The 24,900-nt window shown below is 55.4% G+C and carries 25 protein-coding genes, 2 pseudogenes and 1 riboswitch; of the genes and pseudogenes, 1 reads left to right on the top strand and 26 read right to left on the bottom strand.

Annotated elements, in window-relative coordinates; translation table 11 throughout:
- Positions 1-171 precede the first annotated feature (171 nt).
- The 26 genes and pseudogenes from DW082_RS05725 to DW082_RS05850 all read right to left on the bottom strand — a co-directional run bounded on the left by DW082_RS05725 (position 172) and on the right by DW082_RS05850 (position 24,117).
- A complete protein-coding gene (locus tag DW082_RS05725; protein WP_055204833.1) occupies positions 172-429 on the bottom strand; it encodes a GlsB/YeaQ/YmgE family stress response membrane protein in 258 nt (85 codons plus the stop codon).
- A 95-nt stretch (positions 430-524) separates the two neighbouring features.
- Entirely contained in the window at positions 525-1,052 is a 528-nt protein-coding gene (gene cobC / locus DW082_RS05730) for an alpha-ribazole phosphatase family protein (RefSeq protein ID WP_118457788.1), read from the bottom strand.
- The gene (locus tag DW082_RS05735) at positions 1,018-1,797 is read right to left on the bottom strand and encodes an adenosylcobinamide-GDP ribazoletransferase (protein WP_118457790.1); all 780 of its coding nucleotides are present in this window, start codon (positions 1,795-1,797) and stop codon (positions 1,018-1,020) included. Before DW082_RS05735 ends, cobC begins: the two co-directional genes overlap by 35 nt.
- 91 nt (positions 1,798-1,888) lie before the next feature.
- Positions 1,889-2,926: a nicotinate-nucleotide--dimethylbenzimidazole phosphoribosyltransferase gene (gene cobT / locus DW082_RS05740; RefSeq protein ID WP_118457868.1), complete on the bottom strand. Its 1,038-nt coding sequence runs from the start codon at positions 2,924-2,926 to the stop codon at positions 1,889-1,891.
- 3 nt (positions 2,927-2,929) lie between these two features.
- Positions 2,930-3,439: a bifunctional adenosylcobinamide kinase/adenosylcobinamide-phosphate guanylyltransferase gene (locus DW082_RS05745; protein WP_101572594.1), complete on the bottom strand. Its 510-nt coding sequence runs from the start codon at positions 3,437-3,439 to the stop codon at positions 2,930-2,932.
- Positions 3,432-4,457, bottom strand: a complete 1,026-nt coding sequence (locus tag DW082_RS05750; protein WP_118457792.1) for an ABC transporter ATP-binding protein — start codon at positions 4,455-4,457, stop codon at positions 3,432-3,434. The genes DW082_RS05745 and DW082_RS05750 overlap by 8 nt, the downstream gene beginning before the upstream one ends.
- Entirely contained in the window at positions 4,457-5,488 is a 1,032-nt protein-coding gene (locus DW082_RS05755) for an iron ABC transporter permease (RefSeq protein WP_101572590.1), read from the bottom strand. Before DW082_RS05755 ends, DW082_RS05750 begins: the two co-directional genes overlap by 1 nt.
- Positions 5,485-6,603, bottom strand: coding sequence for an ABC transporter substrate-binding protein (locus tag DW082_RS05760; RefSeq protein ID WP_118457870.1), 1,119 nt, complete (start codon positions 6,601-6,603; stop codon positions 5,485-5,487). Before DW082_RS05760 ends, DW082_RS05755 begins: the two co-directional genes overlap by 4 nt.
- Before the next feature lie 313 nt (positions 6,604-6,916).
- Positions 6,917-7,129, bottom strand: a riboswitch (cobalamin riboswitch).
- 125 nt (positions 7,130-7,254) lie between these two features.
- On the bottom strand, positions 7,255-8,676 hold the full coding sequence (locus tag DW082_RS05765) for an NADH-quinone oxidoreductase subunit N (protein ID WP_118457794.1): 1,422 nt from the start codon (positions 8,674-8,676) through the stop codon (positions 7,255-7,257).
- A gap of 10 nt (positions 8,677-8,686) precedes the next feature.
- Complete coding sequence (locus tag DW082_RS05770; RefSeq protein ID WP_055204819.1) at positions 8,687-10,180, bottom strand: NuoM family protein; 1,494 nt, start codon at positions 10,178-10,180, stop codon at positions 8,687-8,689.
- A gap of 21 nt (positions 10,181-10,201) precedes the next feature.
- A pseudogene (gene nuoL / locus DW082_RS05775) lies at positions 10,202-12,102 on the bottom strand (NADH-quinone oxidoreductase subunit L).
- 27 nt (positions 12,103-12,129) lie between these two features.
- Positions 12,130-12,441 carry an NADH-quinone oxidoreductase subunit NuoK gene (nuoK, locus tag DW082_RS05780; protein WP_055204816.1) on the bottom strand — a complete coding sequence of 104 codons (312 nt, stop codon included), beginning with the start codon at positions 12,439-12,441 and terminating at the stop codon, positions 12,130-12,132.
- Between the two features lie 4 nt (positions 12,442-12,445).
- The gene (locus DW082_RS05785; protein WP_055204813.1) at positions 12,446-12,958 is read right to left on the bottom strand and encodes an NADH-quinone oxidoreductase subunit J; all 513 of its coding nucleotides are present in this window, start codon (positions 12,956-12,958) and stop codon (positions 12,446-12,448) included.
- 6 nt (positions 12,959-12,964) lie between these two features.
- Complete coding sequence (locus DW082_RS05790) at positions 12,965-13,432, bottom strand: 4Fe-4S binding protein (protein ID WP_101572582.1); 468 nt, start codon at positions 13,430-13,432, stop codon at positions 12,965-12,967.
- Between the two features lie 30 nt (positions 13,433-13,462).
- Complete coding sequence (gene nuoH, locus DW082_RS05795) at positions 13,463-14,563, bottom strand: NADH-quinone oxidoreductase subunit NuoH (RefSeq protein ID WP_055204809.1); 1,101 nt, start codon at positions 14,561-14,563, stop codon at positions 13,463-13,465.
- 22 nt (positions 14,564-14,585) lie between these two features.
- Positions 14,586-16,211, bottom strand: a complete 1,626-nt coding sequence (locus DW082_RS05800) for an NADH-quinone oxidoreductase subunit D (protein WP_055204807.1) — start codon at positions 16,209-16,211, stop codon at positions 14,586-14,588.
- Positions 16,204-16,785: an NADH-quinone oxidoreductase subunit B gene (locus tag DW082_RS05805; protein ID WP_055204806.1), complete on the bottom strand. Its 582-nt coding sequence runs from the start codon at positions 16,783-16,785 to the stop codon at positions 16,204-16,206. The genes DW082_RS05800 and DW082_RS05805 overlap by 8 nt, the downstream gene beginning before the upstream one ends.
- Positions 16,776-17,126 carry an NADH-quinone oxidoreductase subunit A gene (locus DW082_RS05810; protein ID WP_055204804.1) on the bottom strand — a complete coding sequence of 117 codons (351 nt, stop codon included), beginning with the start codon at positions 17,124-17,126 and terminating at the stop codon, positions 16,776-16,778. Before DW082_RS05810 ends, DW082_RS05805 begins: the two co-directional genes overlap by 10 nt.
- A 277-nt stretch (positions 17,127-17,403) precedes the next feature.
- Positions 17,404-18,627: a lipopolysaccharide assembly protein LapB gene (locus DW082_RS05815; protein ID WP_118457796.1), complete on the bottom strand. Its 1,224-nt coding sequence runs from the start codon at positions 18,625-18,627 to the stop codon at positions 17,404-17,406.
- Positions 18,628-19,074: 447 nt separating this feature from the next.
- On the bottom strand, positions 19,075-20,037 hold the full coding sequence (locus DW082_RS05820) for a PstS family phosphate ABC transporter substrate-binding protein (protein WP_055204799.1): 963 nt from the start codon (positions 20,035-20,037) through the stop codon (positions 19,075-19,077).
- Between the two features lie 13 nt (positions 20,038-20,050).
- On the bottom strand, positions 20,051-20,272 hold the full coding sequence (locus DW082_RS05825; protein ID WP_259335532.1) for a hypothetical protein: 222 nt from the start codon (positions 20,270-20,272) through the stop codon (positions 20,051-20,053).
- Between the two features lie 96 nt (positions 20,273-20,368).
- Positions 20,369-21,195 (bottom strand): annotated as a pseudogene (locus DW082_RS05830) (energy transducer TonB).
- A 24-nt stretch (positions 21,196-21,219) separates the two neighbouring features.
- A complete protein-coding gene (locus tag DW082_RS05835) occupies positions 21,220-21,879 on the bottom strand; it encodes a biopolymer transporter ExbD (RefSeq protein ID WP_101572576.1) in 660 nt (219 codons plus the stop codon).
- Positions 21,880-21,904: 25 nt separating this feature from the next.
- A complete protein-coding gene (locus DW082_RS05840; RefSeq protein WP_118457798.1) occupies positions 21,905-22,471 on the bottom strand; it encodes a biopolymer transporter ExbD in 567 nt (188 codons plus the stop codon).
- A 70-nt stretch (positions 22,472-22,541) separates the two neighbouring features.
- Positions 22,542-23,357, bottom strand: a complete 816-nt coding sequence (locus tag DW082_RS05845; protein WP_055204790.1) for a MotA/TolQ/ExbB proton channel family protein — start codon at positions 23,355-23,357, stop codon at positions 22,542-22,544.
- Between the two features lie 388 nt (positions 23,358-23,745).
- A complete protein-coding gene (locus tag DW082_RS05850; RefSeq protein ID WP_147386975.1) occupies positions 23,746-24,117 on the bottom strand; it encodes a hypothetical protein in 372 nt (123 codons plus the stop codon).
- 51 nt (positions 24,118-24,168) lie between these two features.
- Between DW082_RS05850 and DW082_RS05855 the strand changes: the two genes are divergently transcribed.
- The gene (locus tag DW082_RS05855) at positions 24,169-24,900 is read left to right on the top strand and encodes a DUF1295 domain-containing protein (protein WP_055205139.1); all 732 of its coding nucleotides are present in this window, start codon (positions 24,169-24,171) and stop codon (positions 24,898-24,900) included.

The raw sequence follows: 24,900 nt of genomic DNA on the forward strand, positions 1-24,900 counted from the left end.
TCGAAAAATTTATTTCTTATCCGTCTTCGACGAGCTCTTCCCGTCCATCGGTTTTTTCTTCATGTCGTCCGAATCTTTGGGGCGTGATGACGATCCGCATCCGCATCCCCCTTTCTTAGTGCTTTCCATAATACGATAATTTATAAGTGAAACATTCTTTACTTTTTTCGGTTATTGCTGTCTTTGTTTTTTATGGCTCAGCAGCGAAGCGATCCACAGCAACACGATCGCCCCGACGAGCGACGCGATCAGGCTGCCCAGCGTCCCGACGGCGACCAGCCCGAACAGGCTCAGCAGCCATCCGCCGAGCACCCCGCCGACAATACCGATCACGATATTGAGCAACAGGCCCGAACCGCTGCCCTTGACGATCAGACTGGCGATGTAACCCACGATGAGCCCGATCAATAAATACCACAGAAAATACATAATTCCGTTTTTTATGTTCTACGAACGTTTCCCGGAATACATCAATACCCGTGCCATGTCGGCCGGGAAAAGAGCGGAAAACCGTAGGAAAAAGGTCAGAATTGCAGCGTGACGACGCCCCCGTATGGGGCAGACTCCGCAAACGCCTGTTCGACAGAACACGAGCCGGCGACCGTGCGCGCGCAGGCGATCACCCCGCCGTGCGTAAAAAACAACACGCGACTCAGGCCGGCCGCTTTCAACCGGCCGATAAAAGAACCGACGCGGCCGCACATCCCATCGAACGACTCGCCGCCGGCCGTCGGCGCATGCATCCAGTCGGCGAACCATACTTTCAGCCGGGGATCGGAAATCGCCATCCACGGCCGCATCTCCCACGCCCCGAAATCCATTTCCAACAGGCAGGATTCCCGCACGGCGTCCGGCCAACCGCAGAAAGCCGCCAGCCGCTCGCAACGGCTGAGCGGACTGGTGTAAACGGCATCGAACGGCGGCGTCGGCAAAGCCGCCGCAACGGCGGTCGCCTCCTGCGGAAACGTCGCCTTCAGCGACACATCCGTCCGCCCGTAGCAAACGCCCGGCGGAACGTCAACCGAAGTATGCCGCACCAGCACCGCTTCCATAATATCGGTATAAAACGACCAAAGCCACATAAAACGAGCCTTCGCACAACAGGAATGCCGCACCGCAGCAATCCCCCGTGTACCCGCCGATACGGCATCGCATCTGTCGAATAAGCCACGCAATGCACGCGAACGGCGCAAGCCCGGCAAGCCAGTAAGGCGGATAAAACAGCGACAGCATCGGCAGCACACCGAACGCCGCGCCGCAAACTATTTCGCCGACGCGCATCGGTGCATACACCACGCCGGATTTGCTCTGAGCCGCCGGACGCGCGTAAGGCAGGAAATTGATCGTCATCGACGCGACGAACTTGCAGAACGGATCGCCGCAAAGCACTGCCGCACACGCCACCGGAACCGGCAGCGAAGCGAGCAGCGCGACGAGCAGCCCGAAATAGAGAATCAACCCGATGATTCCGTAACTGCCTGTACGGGAGTCTTTCATAATGGCCAGCGTCTGCTCCCGGGTTCTACCTCCGCCGAAACCGTCCAGAAAATCGGAAAGCCCGTCTTCGTGCAACGCCCCGGTCAGCAGCACCCGCGCGATAACCGCCGCCAGCACGGCCGCCGGCACCGGCAGTAGGAACGCCGCACCATACAACACCCCCGCCGTCACGGCAGCGGTCAGCCACCCGGTCGCGGACCAATAAGCCACCACCCGCCGGTAACAGGCGTCCGGAACCCGCACGACCCGCCACAGGGGCAGGCGTGTGAAAAAGATCAATGCGGCGGCAAGCTGTTTCATTTCAAAATCCGTATTAAAATCGAGGGCGGAATTTCGTCCGGAACGTTCCGCTGCAATCACCCGCAGACATCGCAGCGCGCACTCCCCTCTTCTAAAAATATTTGGTAACGCCGGCGTCGCCGAACGAAGCCATTTCGGCGAGCATCCGCACGGCCGATTCGACGATCGGATAAGCGCACACGGCGCCGGTTCCCTCGCCCAGACGCAGGCCGAGGTCGAGCAGCGGTTTCGCTCCCATCGCATCCAGCAACAGGGCGTGTCCCGACTCGTCTCCCCGGTGCGCGAACACCGCATAGTTCAACACTTCGGGATAAAGCTTCGATGCGGCGAGCATACAGTTGGTCATAATGAATCCGTCGACGAGGATCACCATTCCCAGCTCGGCGGCCTGCAACATCGCCCCGACTGCCATCACCATCTCGTAGCCGCCGAACCAGCGCATCACGTCCTCCACCGAACGATCGCCCGCATATCCGTCGAGCGCCTGCCGCAATACATGGCATTTACGGCGCACCCCGGCCGAACCGAGTCCGCTGCCGGCCCCGACGCACTGTTCGAGCGGAGTACCGGTCAGGCAGGTCATCCACATCGACGAAGCCGACGTATTGCCGATCCCCATTTCGCCGAAACTGATGACGTTGCAACCGTCGTCGCGGCACATCGCAGCGACCGAAGCGCCGCGTTCGACGGCCAGTTCCATCTCCTCGCGCGTCATGGCCGCCGTATCGACGAAATTACGCGTCCCGCGGCGAATCTTCAGGTCGATCAGTCCGTCGGCGGCAGGCAGCTCGGCGTCGACGCCGGCATCGACCACTCTCAGCCGGAAACCGTGCTGCCGACACAGGAAACTGATCCCCGCCCCGCCTTTCAAGAAGTTATCGACCATCTGCCGAGTCACTTCTTTCGGCGACAGGCTGACTTTCTCTTCGGCAACCCCGTGATCGCCGGCAAAAACGATGTTGTACGGCCTGTCGAGCGACGGGGTAAGCGTCTGCTGTATCCACCCGATCTGCAAAGCCAGTTCTTCGAGACGGCCGAGCGATCCGAGCGGCTTGGTCAGCCCGTCAATCTTCTGTTGCAACGCCGTACGAATCTCCGCATCGGGCGTCTTTATCGCAAAGTTTTTCATCATCTATTTAACTTTTATCGGTATGCCGGACACCATCAGTACGACGCTTCCGGCACGTTGTGCAATGTATTGGTTGACCCACCCCTGCAAGTCGGTAAAACGGCGCTGCAACGGATCGGTCGATACGCCGCCGAGCCCGATCTCGTTGGTCACGAAAATAAAGTCGGCGTCCTGCGCGGCCAACCGGTCGAACTCGCTTTTGACCGCGTCCAGCGCCCGGTCGACATCCGAATCGAAATCGTAAAAAAAATTCGTGCACCACAGCGTCACGCAGTCCACCACCACCGTCCGGCCGCGAAAATCACGGCGGCTCAAGTTTTTCGGTTCCTCGACCGTCTCCCACTGCGGCCCCCGGTCGGCACGATGGCGTTCGATCCGGAGTCGGTGCTCCTGGTCCCATACGCGCGAAGTCGCCAGGTAGACCGGACGATCCGAACGCTCCAGCGCCAACCGCTGCGCATACGAACTCTTCCCCGAACGGGCGCCTCCCGTTATCAAAGTAATACTACCCACAATCGGTTTCGTTTAATAATTCTATCCATTCGGCGAACGATGCACAGCGTACCGCAACACCGTCCGGACGGAAAAATTCGATATTGTCCGCCGCATGTACCCTGAGTCGCATTCCGTCATTACCGTCCGCGCCGGACTGCGCCGCATAGCCGTTTCGCATCAGCGCATTCCGGGCCCACAGTAGCAACCGATCGTCGGCAGCCTCGACGGACACGGTCCGCCCCACCCCGCCGCAATGCCGAAAACGGCCGTTGTCCGGATCGAATTCCACGTCGCCCCGGCTGAAAAAACGGTTCAGCGAACCGTTCAGCACCAGGTCTTCGGTCGTTCCACACAACAATCCGTTCTGCTGCGACATCAGCCACAGGCTGTCGGCCAACAGCAGCGCCTGATCGACGTCGTGCGTCGACAGCAGCACGGCCTTATGCTCCTCGCGCGCCAGGCGGTGCAGCAGGTTCATCACCTCGATCCGGCTGATAATATCCAGAAAAGCGGTCGGCTCGTCGAGTAGGATGACCGGGCACTGCTGCGCCAGCGCCTTGGCGATCATCGCTTTCTGACGTTCCCCGTCCGACAGTTCGGCTACGTAGCTTCCGGCTTTGCCTGCTATTCCGACCGCTTCCATCGCCCAATCGACGACCCGCCGGTCCTCCGCGCCGAGATTTCCGAAAAAACCCGTATAGGGATACCGACCGAGAGCGACCAACTGATGCACCCTCAGTCCCCCGGCATACACCTTATCGGTCAACACCACGCCGACCAACCGCGAACGACGGGTCTCGGAATACTTCCCGAACGGCTCGCCGCACAAGCGGAGCTCGCCGTCCAACAGCGTCCGCCCGCCGCCGAGCGTCTTCAGCAACGTCGATTTACCGGCGCCGTTCGGGCCGAGCAGGCAGGTCAACTCGCCGGCACGCAGCGAAAACAACAGACCCTCGTGCACACGCCGGACGCCGCGCCCGCCGAGGCGGTAGCCGATCGAGAGGCGCTCTCCGGTTATCACGCAACGACGCTCCATCAGTTGAAATATTGTATCCGTTTCTGGTTCACGATCACATAAATAACCACCGGAGCGCCGACCAGCGGAGTGATCGCGTTCAGCGGAATCACGCCCGATGCGCCGGGCAGCAGGCTGATCAGGTTGCACAGCAGCGCGACGCAGGAACCGGTCAGCATCACCGCCGGCAGCAACAGCCGGTGATCGGCCGAACCGGTCATCAACCGCGCCAAATGCGGTACGGACAACCCGATAAAGGCAATCGGCCCGCAAAACGCCGTCGAAACGGCCGTCAACACCCCCGTACAGATCAACAGCAAGATCCGCACGCGCTGTACGCGCACCCCGAGATTCTCGGCATAGCGTTCGCCGAGCAGCAATGCGTTCAGCGGCTTCATCAGCAGTAGCGCGACGAACAGTCCCGCCCCGATCAGCAGCGCGAACAGCGGCATCTGCCGCAACGAAACGCCCGAAAAATCGCCCATCCCCCACAGCATGTAGGAATACACGCCGTCCGACGTCGCGAAAAAATTCAGCAGCGAGATCATCGACGAGGCCAGGTAGCCGACCATAATCCCGATAATCAGCAACATCACGTTGCTGCGCACCAGGGTCGAAAAAAAGATGATGATGCACAACACCGCCGTCGCTCCGACGAATGCGCCCGATACGACGGCCATATAACCGCTGAGCATGAAACCGCCCGTACCGCCGACCGTCCCTCCCAGCATCAGCATCACCAACGCCACGCCGAGACTCGCCCCCGTATCGATCCCGAGAATCGACGGGCCGGCCAACGGATTGTTGAACACGGTTTGCAACATCAGTCCGGAAGTAGCCAGCGCCGCACCGGCCAACAGCGCGGTCACGGCCTGCGGCAACCTCGATTCGAGCACGATAAACGACCACGAAGCCTGTCCGGCCTCCCCGCCCGTCAGGATGCCGAGCACCGCCCGCAACGGAATCGGCACCGACCCCAGGAACAGGCTGGCCGCAAACAGCACCGCGACACAGCAAGCCGCCGCAACGATATACCGCACCGAAATGCTCACTGCCGCATCCTGTTAAAATACCGCAACCGGTATCCGGGTATCGTCCCCGGATGAAAAATCTCGATCAGGTCGCCCAACACCCGGTCGGGATGCATCGGCATTTCTTCGTAATAAGGCGTTTCCCCGGTATTGCAGACGAAAATATTCCGGTTTTTAAAAGCGTCGAAATGCCGGTAAGGTTCGTACTCCGTCTGCAGTTCCGCATAGGTCAGTTCCTGCGGCGCATTGTATTTAATAAGCCAGAAATCGGCTCCCTGTCCCTTTTCGAACACCGTCTCGAACGCCAACGGCACCGAACCGGTAGTCGGGTCGTCGGCCCAGATGTAATCGGCCCCGGCATCGCGGTACAAGTTGGCAATGTAACTGCGGCCCCCGGGAACATACCATGCCGATCCGTATTTTTTCTCGGACAGTACGGTCGGACGCACGCCCACCGTATCCGTCATCCTGCACAGCGAATCGTATGCCGCCGCCGTCTGCCGGAATAGCGAATCGGCCCGCTGTCCTCTGTCGAAAAACAACGCCATGAAACGCATCCATTCGGCCCTTCCGAGCGGCGTAACCTCCATATAATCGACGCATTCCATGATCGGAATCGCCGTTTTTTCGATCCGTCCGTAACCGACGTTCTTGAACGGCGAAGCGATGATGATGTCGGGCGCCAGGTCGATCACCTTTTCGACATCCGGCGACGAAGCCTCGCCCAGGTCGGCAATAGCACCCCGGGCCACCCCGTCGCGAATAAAATCCAGGTCGATATAACGGGGCTCGCAAACCCCTACGATCCGGTCGCCCACCCCCAGTTCGTCCAGCATACCGCAGTGCACGGCCGAATAAACCACGACCCGCTGCAACGGCGTCCGCACGATATTTCCTTCCGGAAGTCCAACCGGCAGCGGCCTCTCGCGGTCGACGAGCACATAACGACGCAGCAACCGGAGGCTGTCCCACGGACTGAGCACGTCGACGAGCGTATAATCCCGGAAATGCTCGACCCGATAATGCCGGGCATATTCTATCCGGAACGCTTCGCCGGCGCCTTCGCCGGATTTCCGGCCCGATCCGCACCCCGCTCCCAGCAGTATGACGGACAAAAAAAGAAAAAACGATCGAATCAATCTCATCGGAATACCCATATTTTCCGGTTGAACTTACAAAGTTACGCAAATTACCGATCCCCTACAAACCGAAACAAGGACAGATGAGCACCTTATTCAGATCCTCATCCGTCACTCAGGGGGAAAACTACTTATCATATTCGTAAAAAACGTCGTTCGCAGGGCGTCGATCCTGTAAAACCGTTTTTCCGTAATATTCGTCCGGCTGCTCCGAAATAAAATAAAAGAGGAAGAAAAAACGCGAACCCGGACAACTCCCGTCCGACCCCCGCAAAGAATCAACCCATTCCGCTTTTTACCCGAAGCACAAATGTTTCAAACGAATCGAGGCAGGTCTTCTGGCTCGCCTCACATCCGGCAGTCTTCCCATCCTTACGACAGTGACTTTCAGAATCGCCGGACATTTTCCGAGGCTTACAGCTGCGGGTACAGCTCCGGGATTGAAACGACGTTTCGCACCGGATTCCCTATTACGGCCATTCCGCGTCGCTGCGGTCGGGCCACCTTGATTCAACTGGAAGCAAAGGTAAAGCGTTTTTACGAACAATCAAACGTTCCCGACGGTTTCCGGTAATTTTTTTTGCACATTTTGTACACAAACGAAAAAGCCGGCGAGTTTCACCGGCTTTTATAGGATTCGATCCCACGCTACATTCCGTAGCTCAGCAACGAGATCCGATCGTACACCACGCTCAGGACTCCCAACAGCAGGATACCCATGCTACAAGCCACCAGACTGGCACGCATGTACCCGTCGCTGCGGAACGCGGCGATCGGCGCCTCGTTCTTGTTGATGAACATGGCCTTGACCACGAGCAGATAATAGTACAGCGAAATAATCGTATTGATCAGCGCGATCAACACAAGGATGTAATACCCTTGCTGGGCGGCGGCTGCGAAGATGAAGAACTTGCTGAAAAATCCGGCGAACGGCGGAATCCCGGCCAGCGAGAACATCGCCAGCGTCATCACCAGCACCAGTTTCGGATTCGTTGCGTACAATCCGTTGTAATCGTCGATCGTCACCTTGCCGGAGCGGTTCTCAATCGCCGAAATCACGCCGAAAGCGGCCAAGTTGGACACCATGTAAACCAATATGTAATAAACCAGCGAAGTCATACCGAGAGCCGATGCGCTGATCACTCCCAGCACGATGTAACCGGCCTGCGAAATCGACGAATAAGCCAGGAAACGTTTGATATTGCGCTGTCGAATCGCGAACAAGTTGGCGATCGTGATCGTCGCGATGATTACGCCGTAGAGCACGCCCTGCCACTGGGCTGCGATCGGAGAGAACACCTTCATCAGGATCGTCATCAGCACAAACACGGCAGCCCCTTTCGAAATGACCGACAGGTAAGAGGTAACGGTCGTCGGAGCGCCCTGGTAAACGTCGGGCGTCCACTGGTGGAACGGCACGAGCGAAATTTTGAAGAACAGCCCCACGACGAAGAACAGGAAAGCCATGATCTGCAACGGCGAACCGTTCACGGCGGCCGGGATGTCGTCGAAATAGAGCGTTCCGGTCGTACCGTAGATCAGCGACATACCGTACAGCGACAGCCCCGATGCAAAGACGGCGTTCAGGATGTATTTGGCTCCGGCTTCGGCCGATTCGCGTTTGAACTTATCGAAAGCGACCAACGTAGCCATCGGGATCGACGCGGTTTCCAGTCCGATAAAGAAGAACAGGAAGTTGCCGGCCGAGATCATGAAGTACATGCCCAGCAGCGTGGTCAGCGTCAGGAAATAGAATTCGCCGCGCTTGTGGACGGTCGTATCGCTTTTGAGCCAGCCCTCGGCCTGCATCAGCACGATCAGCGTCCCGACGTTCAGGATGCTTTTGACGACGCCCATCATCGGCGTGTACTGGTACATGCCGCCGAATGCTTCGCCAGCGACTCCCGGCACGATGTTCAGCAACGTATGTACGCCGAACAGAATGCACGCTACGGGCTGGAAATACCGCAAACCGTTCTTCGAAGCCATCAAATCGTAGAGCAGCAGGATCACCATCACGGCGATCAGCGACAGCTCCTCTTTCATCATCAGAAAATTACTGTAATCCATATAGCGTCCTCTATTTCATTAACTGTTGTACAACGGGCAGCAAACTGTCGTTGATCATATTCGACACCCACAACGGCGCCATACCGAGTCCGGCGATCGCCACGATCAGCACGACGACCGACAGGCGTTCGAACCACACGGCGTCGGTCAGCGCCAGGTGATCCTTATTCAGTACCGAACCGTAAAACACCTTGCCCACCATCCGCAGGATATAAACCGCCGTAATCACGATCGACGAGCAGGCGACGATCGTAAAGACGCGGTGGAACGTATCGGTATGCTCGAACGAGCCGACGAACACGGTCATCTCGGCTACGAATCCGCTGAGTCCCGGAAGCCCCAGCGACGCCAGTCCGGCGATTACGAAGCAGACGCTCAAAAACGGCATCACCTTCATCAGACCGCCCATCTCGCGGACATCCCGCGTATGGGTGCGTCCGTATATCATCCCGATCAACGCAAAGAACAAGGCCGTCATCAGTCCATGCGACAGCATTTGCAACACGGCGCCGGTCATCGCGGTCTGGTTCAGCATCAGGATCGCGAACAGCACCAGTCCGCAGTGGCTGACCGAAGAGTAGGCGTTGATGTATTTCAGGTCGGTCTGCTTGATTGCCGAGAACGCTCCGTAGACCACGCTGATACCGGTCAGCGTCAGGAAAATCCATGCCAGTTCGTTGGCCGCCTCGGGCATCAGGAAGATCGCCACGCGAAAACAACCGTATCCGCCGAGTTTCATCAGCACCCCAGCATGCAGCATCGAAACGGCCGTAGGCGCCGAAGCGTGACCGTCCGGCGACCACGTGTGGAACGGAAACATCGCGCCGAGCACCCCGAAGCCGACGAACGTCAGCGGGAAGAACAGGTACTGCGCGCTCATCGGAATCGTATGTTTGGAGATTTCGAGAATATTCATCGACAGTTGACCGCCTTCGGGCGCCGAATGGAAATAGATGCCGAGGATGCCGACCAGCAGCAGCGCCGAACCTCCCATCAACATCAGCGTCAGTTTCATCGCCGAATACTCTTTCCGGCCGGTTCCCCACACGCCGATCAGCAGGTACATCGGGATCAGCGCCACCTCGTAAAACATGAACATCGTGAACAGATCAATCGAAATGAAGAATCCGAACACCCCGATCGACAGCAGCGAGAACCATGCGAAAAACTCCCGCGGTAGCGGCGACATTTTCCACGAAGCGAACACCCCGGTAAAGACGATCACCGACGACAGCAGCAACATCGCCACCGAAATACCGTCGACGCCGACCGAATAGTGGATATTCAGCGGAGCGTACCACACCGCATCGGCCGTGAACAGCATTTCGGCGCCGTTCCCCGCGCTGCGTTCTCCCAGATACATCGCCACCAGCGCCACGGACAGGCCCAGCAACAGCGAGGCGCCGACTACCATGATCGCACGGATGCGGCGGATGTCCTTCGTGAGGAACATCGCGCAGGTCATCAGCAGCGGTATCAGTACAAATAAAGATAAAAAGTTCATATCCGTATCAACTTATTTTATTCAACAAAACAGCACCAGTACGGTAATCAGCAACAATCCCACGAGAAATACGAACGCATACTGCTGCACCTGTCCGGACTGCAATCCGCGAATCGCCAGCGACATCCGGTTTGTCACCAGCGCCAGCCCGTTCATCGCGCCGTCGATCACATGCCGGTCGAACCACGCGATCGAACGCGAAACGCCGTTGAAAATGATCCTCTTGGTAATGAAAAGATATACCTCGTCGATGTAGAAGCGATGGCTAGCCGCACGGTGCAGGCCGCTGAACGTACGCGCCAGACGATCCGGAATCGGACTGTGCTTGCGGTAAAACACCGTAGCGACGGCGATCGAGATCAGCGCAATCGCGATGCTCGTTCCGGCTACCGTCCAGTCGAGGTGGATGATGTAGTCGGCCCCGTCGCTGCTGACGAACTTGCCGAACGGGATGAACCCGGCAACGCAGGTGACGGCGGCGAGGATAATCAGCGGCGTCGTCATTACGCCGGGGGCCTCGTGCGGCTCATGCTCGTGCTTGGCCGGAGTTCCCCAGAAAATATTGTAGTACAGACGGAACATATAGAACGCCGTCAGCGCGGCGATAAAGCTCATCACCCATCCCATAGCGGGCGCGAACATGAATGCCGCGGTCAGGATCTCGTCCTTGCTGAAGAAGCCCGAGAACGGTGGAATACCCGAAATCGCGAGGCAGGCGACGAGGAACGTGATATGCGTAATCGGCATCTGCTTGCGCAGGCCGCCCATATGGCTCATCTCGTTGCTGTGCACCGCATGGATAATCGCGCCGGCCCCGAGGAACAGCAGGGCCTTGAACATCGCGTGCGTAAACAGGTGGAACATGCCGGCCATGTAACCGAGCCCTTCGTGTCCGCCGTAGCCCGACACGCCGAGGGCCACCATCATGAAACCGATCTGCGATATAGTCGAAAAGGCCAGCACGCGCTTGATATCGGTCTGCACGCACGCGATCGTGGCGGCAAACAGCGCGGTAAACGCGCCGACGTAGGCAATGCCGTGCAGCACCTCCGGGGTTTCGAAATAGTAGACCGGGAAGAGCCGCGCCACCAGATAGACGCCGGCCACGACCATCGTCGCGGCATGGATCAGCGCCGACACCGGGGTCGGGCCTCCATCGCATCGGGCAGCCAGATATGCAGCGGGAACATCGCCGACTTACCGGCGCCGCCGATAAAGATCAGCGCCATCGCCCATGCCAACGCCGAAGCGCCCATGAAGGTCGTCCCGGCAGCTTGGGAGAAGATCGCACGGTCGCCCGAAGTCAGCAGTCCGAAATCGAACGTCTGCGTAAAGAACGACAGCAACAGGATGCCGATCAAAAATCCGAGATCGGCGAACCGCGTCACGATGAACGCCTTTTTCGAAGCGGCGATCGCTTCGGGCTTCGTATAGTAGAACCCGATCAACAGGTAGGACGAAACGCCCACCAGCTCCCAGAAGATATACATTTGGAAAATATTGGTCGCCACGACCAATCCGAGCATCGAGCAACTGAACAGCGACAGGAAAGCATAGTAGCGTTCGAAACCGCGTTCGCCCTTCATGTAACCGAGGCTGTAAACGTGCACCATCAGCGACACGGTCGTAATCACGACCAGCATCATCACCGAGATCGGGTCGAGCAATACGCCCAGGTCGATGTGCAGGTTATCGGTAAAACGCAGCCACTCGATGTTGAACGGCACCCATTTCTGGTAAATGCCGTCCACCTTGGCCGTCGTGAAGTACTGCCAGGCCGTCCCGTAAGCGAGCGCGGTCGTCACGGCCATCGACAGGGTGCCGACGAGTCCCGACGCGCATGCTTTCAGTTTCATGCCCAGCAGACCGAGCACCAGGAACGTCAGCAGCGGCAACAGTACGATCAGTATCGTGTATTCCATATTGCGTAGTTTTTTCTGTCCTTAAAGTTAGTCTTTCAGTTCGTCGAGGTTTTTGACCTCGATGTTACGCAGGTTGCGGTAGATGTTGATGATGATCGCGATGGCGACGGCGGTTTCGGCCGCTGCGATGGCGATCGCGAAGATCGTGAAGAAAAACCCTTCGAGCTGTCCGGGGAACAGGTAACGGTTGAACACGGCGAAATTGATATCCACCGCATTCAGGATCAACTCGATGGAGATCAGCACGGCGATCAGGTTGCGCCGGGTGATGAACCCGTACACGCCGGCGAAAAACATCACGGCGCTGACGATCAGGTAATATTCCATTTGTATTTCCATAGCGCTATTTCCGTTTACGTGCAATCAACAAACCTCCGACGATACAAGCCAGCAACAGCACGCTGACCGCCTCGAAAGGCAACAAATACTGGTATTTCCCGGTTCCCATCATCGCGTGGCCGATCGTGTGCATGTCGATCTCCCCACCGGCGAACTGCGACGGGCCGAACGAATGGGTCACGAGCAGGAAGATGCAGAGCACCGCGCCGGCCACCGAAGCGGCCAGGCCCGCGACGACGCGGCGGTTGCGCAGCGGCGTCTTCTTCTCCTCGTCGGAACTGGTCAGCAGAATCGAGAAAACGTACAAGACGACGACGCCGCCCGCATAAATCAACAGTTGCACGGCGCCGAGGAACGAATAGTTAAGCTGAAAATAGATGCCCGCCGTGGCGAAAAGCACGAAAAGCAGATATGTGGCAGCTCGCAGAATCCGCTTCGTGGTCACCGTCATCACCGAAAAGACGACGATCACCGCAGCGAGAAACGCAAAACCGGCCTGTTGCAAGGTAATTTCCATTTCCGTCTATTTTTTTTCTAACGTTGAACCTTCGTGATTGAGCTGACGCACCAGTTTGTCGCGCGTGAAGACCGCATGCTCGAACTTGTTGTCGAACTCGATCGCTCCGTGCGGGCAGGTGCGCACGCAAAGCTGGCAGTAGAGACAGCTTCCGATGTCGTACACGTATTTGGTAAGCACCCGCTTCTTCTTACCCTCCTCGTCGGTTACGGTCTCGGAGATCACCTTGATCGATCCGTTCGGGCAGTTCATCTGACAGATCCCGCAGGCTACGCACTTGTGCTCGTTGTTCGCATTGTGCGGCATGACCAACTCCCCGCGGAAACGGTCGAAGATCTGCAGCGTATCGCGGTTTTCGGGATACTGCTCGGTCGTCTTCTTACGGAAGAAAACCCGTATCGTAACGCGCATCCCCTTCAACAGCGACGACAGCCCGCTGAAAAAGGAACTTATGTAATTCTTAAAAGCATTCATATTCCGTTTGTTTATAGGCCGGTTCGGCGGTTAAAAATGCAATCCGAACGCAACGATAATCACCATCAGCAGCAGGTTCAGCAGGTTCAGCGGCAACAGGTATTTCCATTCGAGCTTCAGCAGTTGGTCGATCCTCAGTCGCGGGAACGTCCACTTGAACCACATGATGACGAAAATAACCACGCCCACCTTCACCAGAAACCATACGATCGACGGAATAAAATCCATCACGGCGTTGAAGCCTTCCCAACCGGCGATGTGCAGCGGCATCCATCCGCCGAGGAACATCGTCGTAGCGACCCCCGCGACGATAAACAGGTTCAGGTACTCGGCCAGGTAGAAAAAGCCGAAGTGCATCCCCGAATATTCGGTATGGTAACCGGCCGTCAGTTCCGAGTCGGCCTCGGGCAGGTCGAACGGCCCCCGGTTCGTCTCGGCGGTACCGGCCACCAGGTAGATCAAAAAAGCGATCACCGCCGGAATGTGCCCCGTAAAGAGGAACCAACCGTCGGCCTGGCGTTCGACGATCTCGGAAAGCTGCATCGTTCCGGCGAACACGACCATCGTCATCAACGACAGTCCGATCGACAATTCGTAACTGATCATCTGCGCGCCGCTTCGCATCGCGCCGATCAGCGAATATTTGTTGTTACTCGACCAACCGGCCAGCAGGATGCCGACGATCCCGATCGACGACACCGCCATCAGAAAAAAGATCCCGACGTTGAAATCGAGCACTTCGAAACCTTTGGCGAACGGCAGGCAGCCGAATGCCAGCACCGACGAAATAATCACGATGTACGGCGCGAGGTTGAACAGGAAACGGTCGATATGGTTGATCGTGATCAGCTCCTTGATCAGCATCTTGATCATGTCGGCTACGCTCTGCACGGTTCCGTAAGGCCCCACCCGGTTCGGCCCGAGGCGGCACTGGAAAAAAGCACAGACTTTGCGTTCGACGTAGATCAGCGCCAGCGCGATCACCGCATAACCGAGCAACAGGCACAGGCCGATCAGCACGCACTCGGTGAGCGTCACGCCCCAGGCCGGCATCATCCCGCTCAGCGTATCGTGCACCCATCCGGTCACCGCGTTGAAATCAATACTGTCTGTATATGTATTCAATAACATATCGTTGTTGGATTAAAGTTTGTTATCTGTCGATATCGGGTACCACGTAGTCGAGCGAACCGCCGATCGCGATCAGGTCGGCGATCTTGCTGCCGCTGGCCAGGTAATCGACCACCGATACGAGCGGCAGTCCCGGCGAGCGGAACTTCATGCGGTACGGGAACTTGTCGCCCCGGCTTTCGATGTAAACGCCGAATTCTCCGCGGCTCGCCTCCACGCTGCTGAAGAACTGTCCTTCCGGCAGACGGATGATCGGCTTGGTCTTCACGGCGTAGTCGCCGGCAGGAATGTTGTCGATCAATTGTTCGAGAATATGCAGCGACTGGCGGATTTCATCGACGCGCACCAAGTAACGGTCGAACGAATCGCCGCCGGTGCGGATCACTTCGTCGAACTGCACCTTGTCGTACACGCCGTATGGTTTCAGCTTGCGCACGTCGCAGCTCCACCCCGAAGCGCGGCCCGACGGACCCGTCACGCCGTACGAAACCGCCACCTCTTTGGGCAGGATGCCGATCCCCTTCAGACGCTGCTGCGCGATCACGTTGCCGGTAAACACTTCGTCGTACTCGTCCAGCATCTTCGGCAGGTATTTTATGAAATCCTTTACCCGTTTAACAAGGTTCGGATGGATATCGGCAGCCACGCCGCCGATCATGTTGTAGTTCTGGATCAACCGGCCGCCGGTGGTCTCCTCCATCATGTCCAGCACGATCTCACGGTCGCGGAACCCGTAGAAGAACGCCGTCAGCGCACCGAGGTCCATGCACAGCGTCGACCAGAACAACAGGTGCGACGACAGACGGTTCAACTCGTCCATGATCGTGCGGATGTACTGCACCCGTTCCGGGATTTCGATCCCCATCGCCTGCTCGATGCACATGCACAGCGCATGGCGGTTCTGATGCGCGGACAGGTAGTCGAGCCGGTCGGTCAGCGCCAAAGTTTGCGGATAAGTAAGGCTCTCGCACATCTTTTCGATGCCGCGGTGAATGTAACCGCAGTGGACGTCCACCTTCTGCACCGTTTCGCCGGCCAGCGAAACCCGGAAACGCAACACGCCGTGCGTAGCCGGGTGCTGCGGCCCGATATTGACCACGTATTCGTCGTTCTCGAACAGCACGTTTTCGTGCTTTTCGACCTTGCCGTCTTTCAGCTCGTAAGCCGGAGCCGTGTCGAGCGTTTCGTCGGAATCCAGTCTGACCGGATTGACGTCCGGCGAAGCGTTGTAATCCTTGCGGAACGGATAGCCGACCCAGTCGTTGCGCAGGTACAGCCGGCGCATATCGGGGTGCCCGATAAAGCGGATGCCGAAAAAATCGTACACTTCGCGTTCGTTCAGGTTGGCCGATTCCCACAGGTCGTACACGCTCTGCAATTCCGGGTTCTCGCGGTCGGCGGTCTCCGTCCGGAGCACGATTTCGTGTCCCAATTCGGTCGAACGCAGGTGGTAAACCACGCCGAGCGTTTCGCCCCAGTCCATCCCGGTCATGCACAGCAGCAGGTCGAACCGCATCTGCGGATCGTCCCGCAGGCTTTTCGCCACGTCGCGGAATTGCCCGGCAGGCACGGTCACCGTCAACGGCTCCCCTTCCCCGAACACGAGCGACGGAGCCATAAGCGCTAACTTATCTTTGATATTATTCATGGTCTGCGGATTCTTTCTTTTCCTTTCTGTTCACCTCGCCGAAGAAATGTTCGGCCTTGACCTTACGCTGCAACTGCATCATACCGTACAGCAACGCTTCCGGACGCGGCGGGCACCCCGGCACGTACACATCGACCGGAATGATCTTGTCGACCCCTTCCAGCACGTGGTACGATCCTTTGAACGGGCCGCCGGAAATGGCGCAGGCGCCCATTGCGATCACGTATTTCGGCTCGGCCATCTGGTCGTACAGCCGTTTGAGCACCGGGGCCATCTTATGCACGATCGTGCCGGCCACGACGATCACATCGGCCTGGCGCGGACTGGCCCGAGTCACTTCGAACCCGAACCGGGCAAAGTCATAGCGCGCCGCACCGACCGCCATGAACTCGATACCGCAGCAACTGGTCGCGAACGTCAGCGGCCACAGCGAATTGGAACGCCCCCAGTTGATCAGTTGATCCAGCTTGCCGACGACGACGTTCACTCCGCCCGCTCTGAGCTGTTCAATGTACTCGTTGTCATTGAACGCGTCGTATTTCATCGACTTGATGTTGACTCCTTTTATTTCCATTCCAAAGCTCCTTTTTTCCACGCATAGGCGAGACCCAATACCAAAATCAACAAAAAGAACAGGATGTTCAGCAAGCCGTCGACACCCATTTCGCGCACGATAACGGCCCACGGGAACATGAACATCGCCTCCACGTCGAAAATCAGGAACAAAATCGCGAACAGGTAATACCCTACCCGGAACTGCATCCACGATTTACCGCGCGTCGGGATGCCGCATTCGTAGGCCTCCCCTTTTTGTTTGTTGAACGATCGCGGCGAGAGCCATTTGTCGAGACTGAGTGCCGCCACTACAAGAAATACTGCCGTAATAATAACGACCAGCAATAAAGTCAGATCCATAGTTATTTGCTTTGATAACCAAAAAGGCCTCTAAACGGTATCGGTATACTATTTACAGGCACAAATGATAAATGGATTAAAAACGATGCAAAAATAGCTGAATTTGTTTAGAGAAAAAATTATATCCCTTTTTTATTCCTAATTTTTACAAATTTTTATTAACATTCCGAAACGACCGTTCCGGACGGCCCGTACGACCGGACGCGGCGGGGAAACGCGAAAACGAAAATCCCGTCCGGATACCCGGACGGGATTTGAGTGATTGTCACGCTAAAAATTACTGCTGAATGTACTGCGGCAACACCTCCGCCATCCGTTTGGCTTCCGCATTGTCGGGATTCAGTTCGAGAATCTTTTTCCAGTACTCGAGCGATGCCGGATAGTCCTCCAGCCCGATGTAGTGTACCCCCATGAAGCGATAAGCCTCGATCAGACCGGCCGCATTCTTCTGCGGATCTTTTTCCATAACGGCAATCGCCTGTTCGTAGAACGGCTTGGCCAGCTTCGGAGCCTGCGGATTATCGATGGCCCAGTTGGCGCGTCCGCGGAACAGGTAACCCAGATAGCTTTCCGGAGCCTTTTCCACGACATGCGCGAACAGACTGTCGGCCCCTTTCAGGTAATCGACCATACGCATCGAATCGCTTTCGGTCATAACCACTCCGTCTTCGGTCGGACGAATCGACGCGCCGGCCGTATAATAGACTTTACCGAGGTTGAAATAATCGTTCAGCTTGACGTCCTTGGCCTGATCGATATAGCGTTTGTAAGCGCCGATCGCCTTGTCGTAATCCTTCACGGCCTCGTATTCGCTACCCATCTCCTTGAGCAGTTCCACGCGCGCCGTGTCCATGTTTACCGCCTTTTCGAAAACTTCGGCGGCTTCCTTATGCAGGTCGTTCTTGGAAAGCGTCCGCGCGAAATACATATAATCCCGCGTAATCAGCTTCGAGCTGTCTTCCACCTGTCCCATCAGCGTTTTGGCAAGCTCCAGGCTCTTCGCATAGTCGCCCTTGTCGTAATTGATGTACATGTTAAGACGGCGCAGAACCGTGTTGTTCGGCTCTCGCTGCGACACCTTCGTTACCAGTTCCAAGGCTTTGTCCTGATCGCCGCTGAAGTACAGCAGCGTCGCATAACGCGCCAGATCCTTCATATCCGAAGTCTCGACGTTCACGTATTTCGAAAAAGCGTCCGCCGCTTTGGCAAACTCTTCGTTCTTGTAATATACGTCGGCCAACTCCCCGTAGGCGACCGTATATTCCGGATCCATCTCGATCAGCTTGTTCAGCATATCGATCGCATACTGCGGATTGGAACGGCTGTAAATCTTGGCGTATTTGAAATAAGCCTCCTTGCATTTGTTATCGAAATAGATAGCCTGCTCGTAGCGGCTCGCCGCATCGCCGTACTGCTTTTTAGCGGCCAGGATGTCTCCTTCGAGAATGAAAACATCCGGAGATTTCGGAGCGACGGCGCGCGCCTGCTCCATGTATTCCATCGCCTTGGCGGTCGAAACCGGCAGATAAGCCTTGCAATCGCAATGTAAACGGCGGGATTCTTCTTATTCTTACCGGTCAGAAAACCGCTGAAAGCCTTGTCGGCGTTCGGGTTGTTCGCCAGGTCGAGTTTCAGTTCGCCGATCGAATTCAATACGTAATCGGGATCGGCCACGATCCCTTCCTTATAGTAATAAGCCGCCGAATCCTTCATGTTCTGGGCCGAATAGAGCTCGCCCAGGTAATAGCACACTTCGGCCTTGTCCGTCTTTCCGCTCTGCAGATTCGCCAACAACTCCTTTTTGCTTCGCCGTACATGCCTACCTTGTAGTAATCGATCGCTTTTCCATTATCTTCTGCGAAAAGCGAAGTCGCCCCCATCATCAAAGCGAGGGTCAAAACACTAATTTTAGAACCCATTTTTAATCAGTTAGTTAAGCTATTTTTAATTACAAATTTTCGCGTACATTTACGATCCGCACATTTTGCGTCGCAGGTACGATGCCGGAACGGAGAATGATCCGCTGGCCGCGATCGGACGCCATGAACGTGGCGAATCCCGACGCCAACCCGCTGCGCGGATCGGTCAGCAGTACGTACATATTCCGAACCAGCGGATACTGTCCCAATGCGATATAGGCCTGAAAAGGCTTGTAACTGTTTTCTCGCGTCGCTTTGGTTTCGCGGCTGACGCTCATCACCGTCACCAGCTCCGAGAACGTCATCCGGGTCGAATCGCTCTTGTTGCCCACCCACGTAACGCCGATCACGCCGATCGCGCCAGGCGTTTTCGACACGTAATCGATCACGGCCGCATTGTCGTGCTGGGCGCTCAGGTTGCCTGCCAGCGAATCGCCGCGGCAGATCGAATCGATCGCAAAACGTACCGTACTCGAATTCTGGTTGTCGAAAACCAATTGCAGGTCGCCGAGCTTGGAACCGGGATTCAACTGATTCCACCGGGTAATCCGTCCGGTCAGAATCTCCCGCAGGTCGGGAATCGAGATCATCGAATCCGCATTCTGCTTATTGACGATCAGCGCGATGCCGTCCGTAGCGATCTTGATCTCCTTCGGGAACAGTTTTTTCTGGGCGAGCCCTTCCTTTTCGGCCTCGGTCAGTTGACGCGACGCGACCGCCAGGCGCACGCTGTCTTTCAGCAACAGGTTGATCGCGTCCACCTCGCTGGCATAAATCGGCATGATTCCGGCCTGTACGTAAATACTCTCGAACACGTCGATCTCCTGCTGCACGATGTCCCGGAAACTTTCGTCGGCGCTGATCTGTATCACTCCGGAAGTAGCCGTATCCGTATGTTTGTCTTTCGCTTTATTTCCCCAGCAAGAGGTAAAAATCCACGCAGCCGCAATTGCCACCGAAACGATCCCTAAAAACTTACCTGCCTTTGACATAATTCATTCGATATTACCGGTCCTTGATCTGCCGGTATGCTCTGAAAATACCGTACAGAAAAAAGAGCGCTCCCATCCCGTAACGCAGCGGAGCCGATATGCGTTTTACAAATATAGGCGAAAATATCATAATATACGCCATACCGACGTAAAATATTATCATGAACAACCCGAAAACGTAATAAATTTTACTCATGCCGCCGGGCTTGCGTTCTTCATCATTTTGTTTTTTCATACGACATATTTTGATATCAAAAACCGGACCTGCCTTAAAAAACAAAAACCCTGTTTAAATTGAAATTTAAGCAGGGTTTTTGATAAATAAAGATGATTACTGCTGTCCCAGCACGAACGTAACCGGAAGCGTGTAGTACACCGCTACGGCGTTTCCGTTCTGCTTACCGGGAACCCATGCGGGCATGGATTTCACCACGCGAACCGCTTCCTCGTCGAGCGCGCGGTCTACGGGGCCGAGTACTTCGACGTTCTCGATCTTACCGCTTTTCGATACGACGAAACGCAGTACGACCCTTCCCGAAACGCCGTTTTCGGCGGCAATCGTCGGATACCTCAGGTTATCTTTCAGGTACTTGTTCAGCGCCTGCATACCGCCGGGGAACGAAGGCATCTGCTCGACCGTCTGGAATACGGTCTCCTGCACTTCCTCCTGCGGCGTGTCGATCGCGATCTCCTTCAAGTCCTGGATGTCCGTACCGAACAGGTCGTCGTTACCCTTCACGTCAGCCACGGAAACCGCAACTTTCGCACTGATAATTTCTTCCTGCGTCTTCACGTCCTCCCGATCCGCGTCCTCGTCTTTCACGATCTTCGGAGCGGTAAACTTGATAGAGCTCTTCAACGGCGGTGGGGGCGGAGCGTCCACCTTCTTGATCACATCGTTATTCTTCACTTCCGGGGGCGGCAGTTTGGTCAACTGCGTCACTTCGGTCATTTTGACTTCTTCCTGTTTTTTCGGAGCAATGTAGCGGAACAGCGCGGGCAGCGTGATAATCAGCACGACCAGGATCGCTACGATAATCATTGCCTTGTTATGACGGGACGTCGACTCCTGACGCATCTGGAATGCGCCGAATTCGGTATTTTCCCGTCGAAAACTAATTCGCACCATTGCTTCGAATTCAAATCCAAATCACTCATTTTTTTTCGATTTAATGTGTACTATTAGTTTTGCGCCATTTCACTGTTCTTGCCGAGATCGCCGGCAGATTTCAGGTTCTTGATCAGCCACAGGTCGCCTTCGGCTATCGGCACGATAGCGTAACGGCTGATGTTGCAGATCTGCATTTCGTCCAGCGCGTCGATCAGGTTTTTATAGGTCGACTCGTCGGTTCCCTTGATCGAAACGACGGGAGCGTTCTCGTCTTTCTTGATCTCGGTGGACTGCGTCTTGAACTCCTCTTCGGTGATCTCTCCGTCCAGCTTCTTTTTCTTCAATTCGTTGATCCGTGCCACGACGTTGGCATTACGCGCCAGCAGAACCGCACGCAGGCCGTCCGGAGTGTAAGTCGTCTCCTTGAGCGACGTATAGTCCTGATAATTAGGTTCTCCCAGGTAATAATAAACCTTGTCGTCTTCTCCCAAAAGGAGCGTAATGGCACGGGATGCCGCCACTTTCGTCTGCATATCTTCCTGCGTATCTTTGGTCGGCATACTAATTTCCATCGTCTGAGGCTTGCTCAACGAGGTACAAAGCATAAAGAACGTAATGAGCAACATGTTCATATCCACCATCGGGGTAAAATCGACCCGGATGGTCATCTTTTTCTGTTTGCCCTTACCCTCCTTACCTTTGCCGCTGTTGTTTTCTTGTATTTCAGCCATAATATTTAAATCTTATGCGACGGCATTAATTGTCTGTACTGACCACTTTCAACGTGGTGATCAGGTTGTACCGGTTTTCCCGGATATCCTGAAGCGACGTCATAATGGTATTGATGATAGGATAAGGCGTAGCCTGATCCGCCTTGATGGCGATCCGCAGATCCCTGTTCTGTAACCGGGCATTCTTGACCCACGACTTCAACTGATTGTCGGTGCTGTCGGTCGGAATCCCGTAGTCTTTCAAAATCTTGTCCTGCTCGTCTTCGGGCAGCGCCAAGAAAGACCTCATCTGACCGATGGGCACCCCGAACGACGGAGCCAACCTGAATTTGTTGACTTCTTCGGGCGTGAATGCGATCCCGTACTCTTCGCCCATTTTCTCCAGAACCGCCACGCGGTCTTCCTGCTTGTCCATGCTCATGAACACCTTGCCGTCGTTATCCACCAAAATCTGGAGAATATCGGTTTCGGGTATCTTGATCTCCATCACGGAAGCCGGGGTCGAAATCTGTATCGGCTCCTTCTGGATGAAAGTGGACGTAAGCATAAAGAAAGTAAGCAAGAGCACCGTCACATCGCTCATCGCGGTCATGTCGATGAATGTACTCTGTTTTTTTTACTTTTACTCTAGCCATAACGAGAAGTAATTTTTTTTTTAAAAGTTAGGCTTTATGCGTTGCAGCATAAGTCTGAACAATGGTAAACCCTACTTCGTCGATGCTATAGGTGAGTTTGTCGATTTTGCTGGTGAAGAAGTTGTAAGAGATAACGGCCAGAGCACCGGTTGCGATACCGAAGGCGGTGTTGATAAGGGCCTCGGAAATACCGGCGGACAGCGCTACGGAGTCCGGAGAACCGGCGGTTGCCAGTGCGGCGAACGACTTGATCATACCGATAACGGTTCCGAGCAGACCGATCAGGGTACCCAGCGTGGTCATGGTCGCGATAACCACCAGATTCTGTTGCAGCGACGGCATTTCCAATGCGGTAGCTTCGTCGAGCTCTTTCTGGATGTTCATCAGTTTCTGCTCTTTGGCCAGCGTGGTGTCTTTTTCCATCTCTTCGTACTTGGTCAGCGTAGAGTAAACGACGCTTGCAACGCAACCTTTCTGCTTCACGCAAAGTTCGCGGGCTTTAGCGGTATCGTTCTTGTCGAGAGCTTCCTTCACGTTCTTGACGAATTTGGTGACGTTGCCTTTTCCTTTGGCTTTGGTGATGGCGAACGCGCGTTCGATACTGAGCACGATCACGGTCAAAAACAACGTCTGGAGAACCGGCACGATCACACCCCCTTTATAAATGGTACCCTTGAAGTTACCCGGCAGCGGGTGGTTGTTCGGGTCGTTATTCATAAAGTTCGCGGGATCACCCAGTACGAAGTGAAACACGCATACAGCTAAAATAAAGCAACATACAATAACCAGGAATGCTGATTTAATGCCTTTTGCCGTTTTAAAATTTACTGCCTTGGCTTCCATAATGAATAAAGTTTTGAGTTTTGTTGTTAAAATTTAGTTTTATGTTAAAATTAGTTGAAAATTTCCCCCCTCGCCGACCGGTACGTTCTCGCGATTCAACACAAATGATGGCAACATGCTTCCGCTCTCCAATTCCGCCGCTTCCAGCCCCGCACATTGTCATCACTCTAAAATCCCGCAACCCCGTTTTTCATGGTCAAGTACCTGCGCCTGTATTGCTTTCGTTAAAAAAATTTACGATTCCCTTTCCGCACCATACCTGTTTTCATCCTTTCAATAACGTTTAACGCGCTGTCAGCTCGTCGGAAACCGCACGAAACGCATGAAATTTTGAATCATCACAACTTCAAAAGTACTAAAATTTTCAAACTACACAAAAAAAGATATCTTATTTTACAAAGCCCTGACGCTGACACAAAACGGCCGTTCCTCTCCAAACGGAGCATAAAATACTACAAATAAGAACGATAAACACTTCCGTCCCATACCTTCCGAAGTGCTTCCGTAATAGAAAATTTACAATTACCCGTACCGCCGCCACAGGTTCCGGCATATTATCCGAACGAAAAATACCGTCGAAATATTTCGGATATTCGGTGAAATTTATACGGCGCGACGAGTCGCCGTCGCCGGTCGCCGTGCAACGGCCGGCATGAGGAGTTTCGTACCCCGGACGCTCGGAAAGCGCCGACTTTCCGAAAAATCCGGTCGCCGCCATTAAAAAAAAATTTGTATCTTGGGTGCTGTTTTCCATAATCATCCGAAGAATATGACCGATCTTTCACACTATTACGACCTCTTTCTGGCAGGGATGACGGCGCTGGCCGTCGTGGTTTTCATCGCGCTGTTTTTCGTCCGGGCCGGGTACGGCATGTTGCGCGACGGGAAATGGGGTCCGAAAATCGACAACCGGCTCGGCTGGATCGCGATGGAAGCCCCTGTTTTCATCGCCATGTGTATCCTCTGCCTCTGCTCCCCGCGCCGCGGCGATGCGGTATGTCTGGTCTTTTTCGGGCTGTTCCAGCTCCACTACCTGAACCGGGCGTTCGTCTACCCGCTGTTGTTGAAAGGGCGTAGCACGATGCCGCTCGGGATCGTACTGATGGGCGTGACGTTCAACGTGCTGAACGCTCTGATGCAGGGCGGCTGGATCTTTTACATAGCTCCGGAAGGCTACTACACGCCGCAATGGCTGCTGTCGCCGCAGTTCATCGTCGGCACGCTGATCTTTTTCGCAGGAATGGCCGTCAACATCCACTCCGACCGGATCATCCGCCGCCTGCGCAAGCCGGGCGACCGCAACCACTACCTGCCGCAGGGCGGCATGTTCCGCTACGTAACCTCGGCCAACTATTTCGGCGAGATCGTCGAATGGATCGGATTCGCCGTGCTGACCTGGTCGGCCGCCGGAGCGGTATTCGCGATCTGGACGTTCGCGAACCTCGTACCGCGCGCCGACGCCATCTACAAACGTTACAACGAACTATTCGGCGAACAACTGCGCACGCAGCGCCGCAAACGGATTATCCCTTATATTTATTAG

Source organism: Alistipes sp. AF48-12, assembly GCF_003477565.1.
GTDB classification, from domain to species: Bacteria; Bacteroidota; Bacteroidia; order Bacteroidales; family Rikenellaceae; genus Alistipes_A; species Alistipes_A hominis.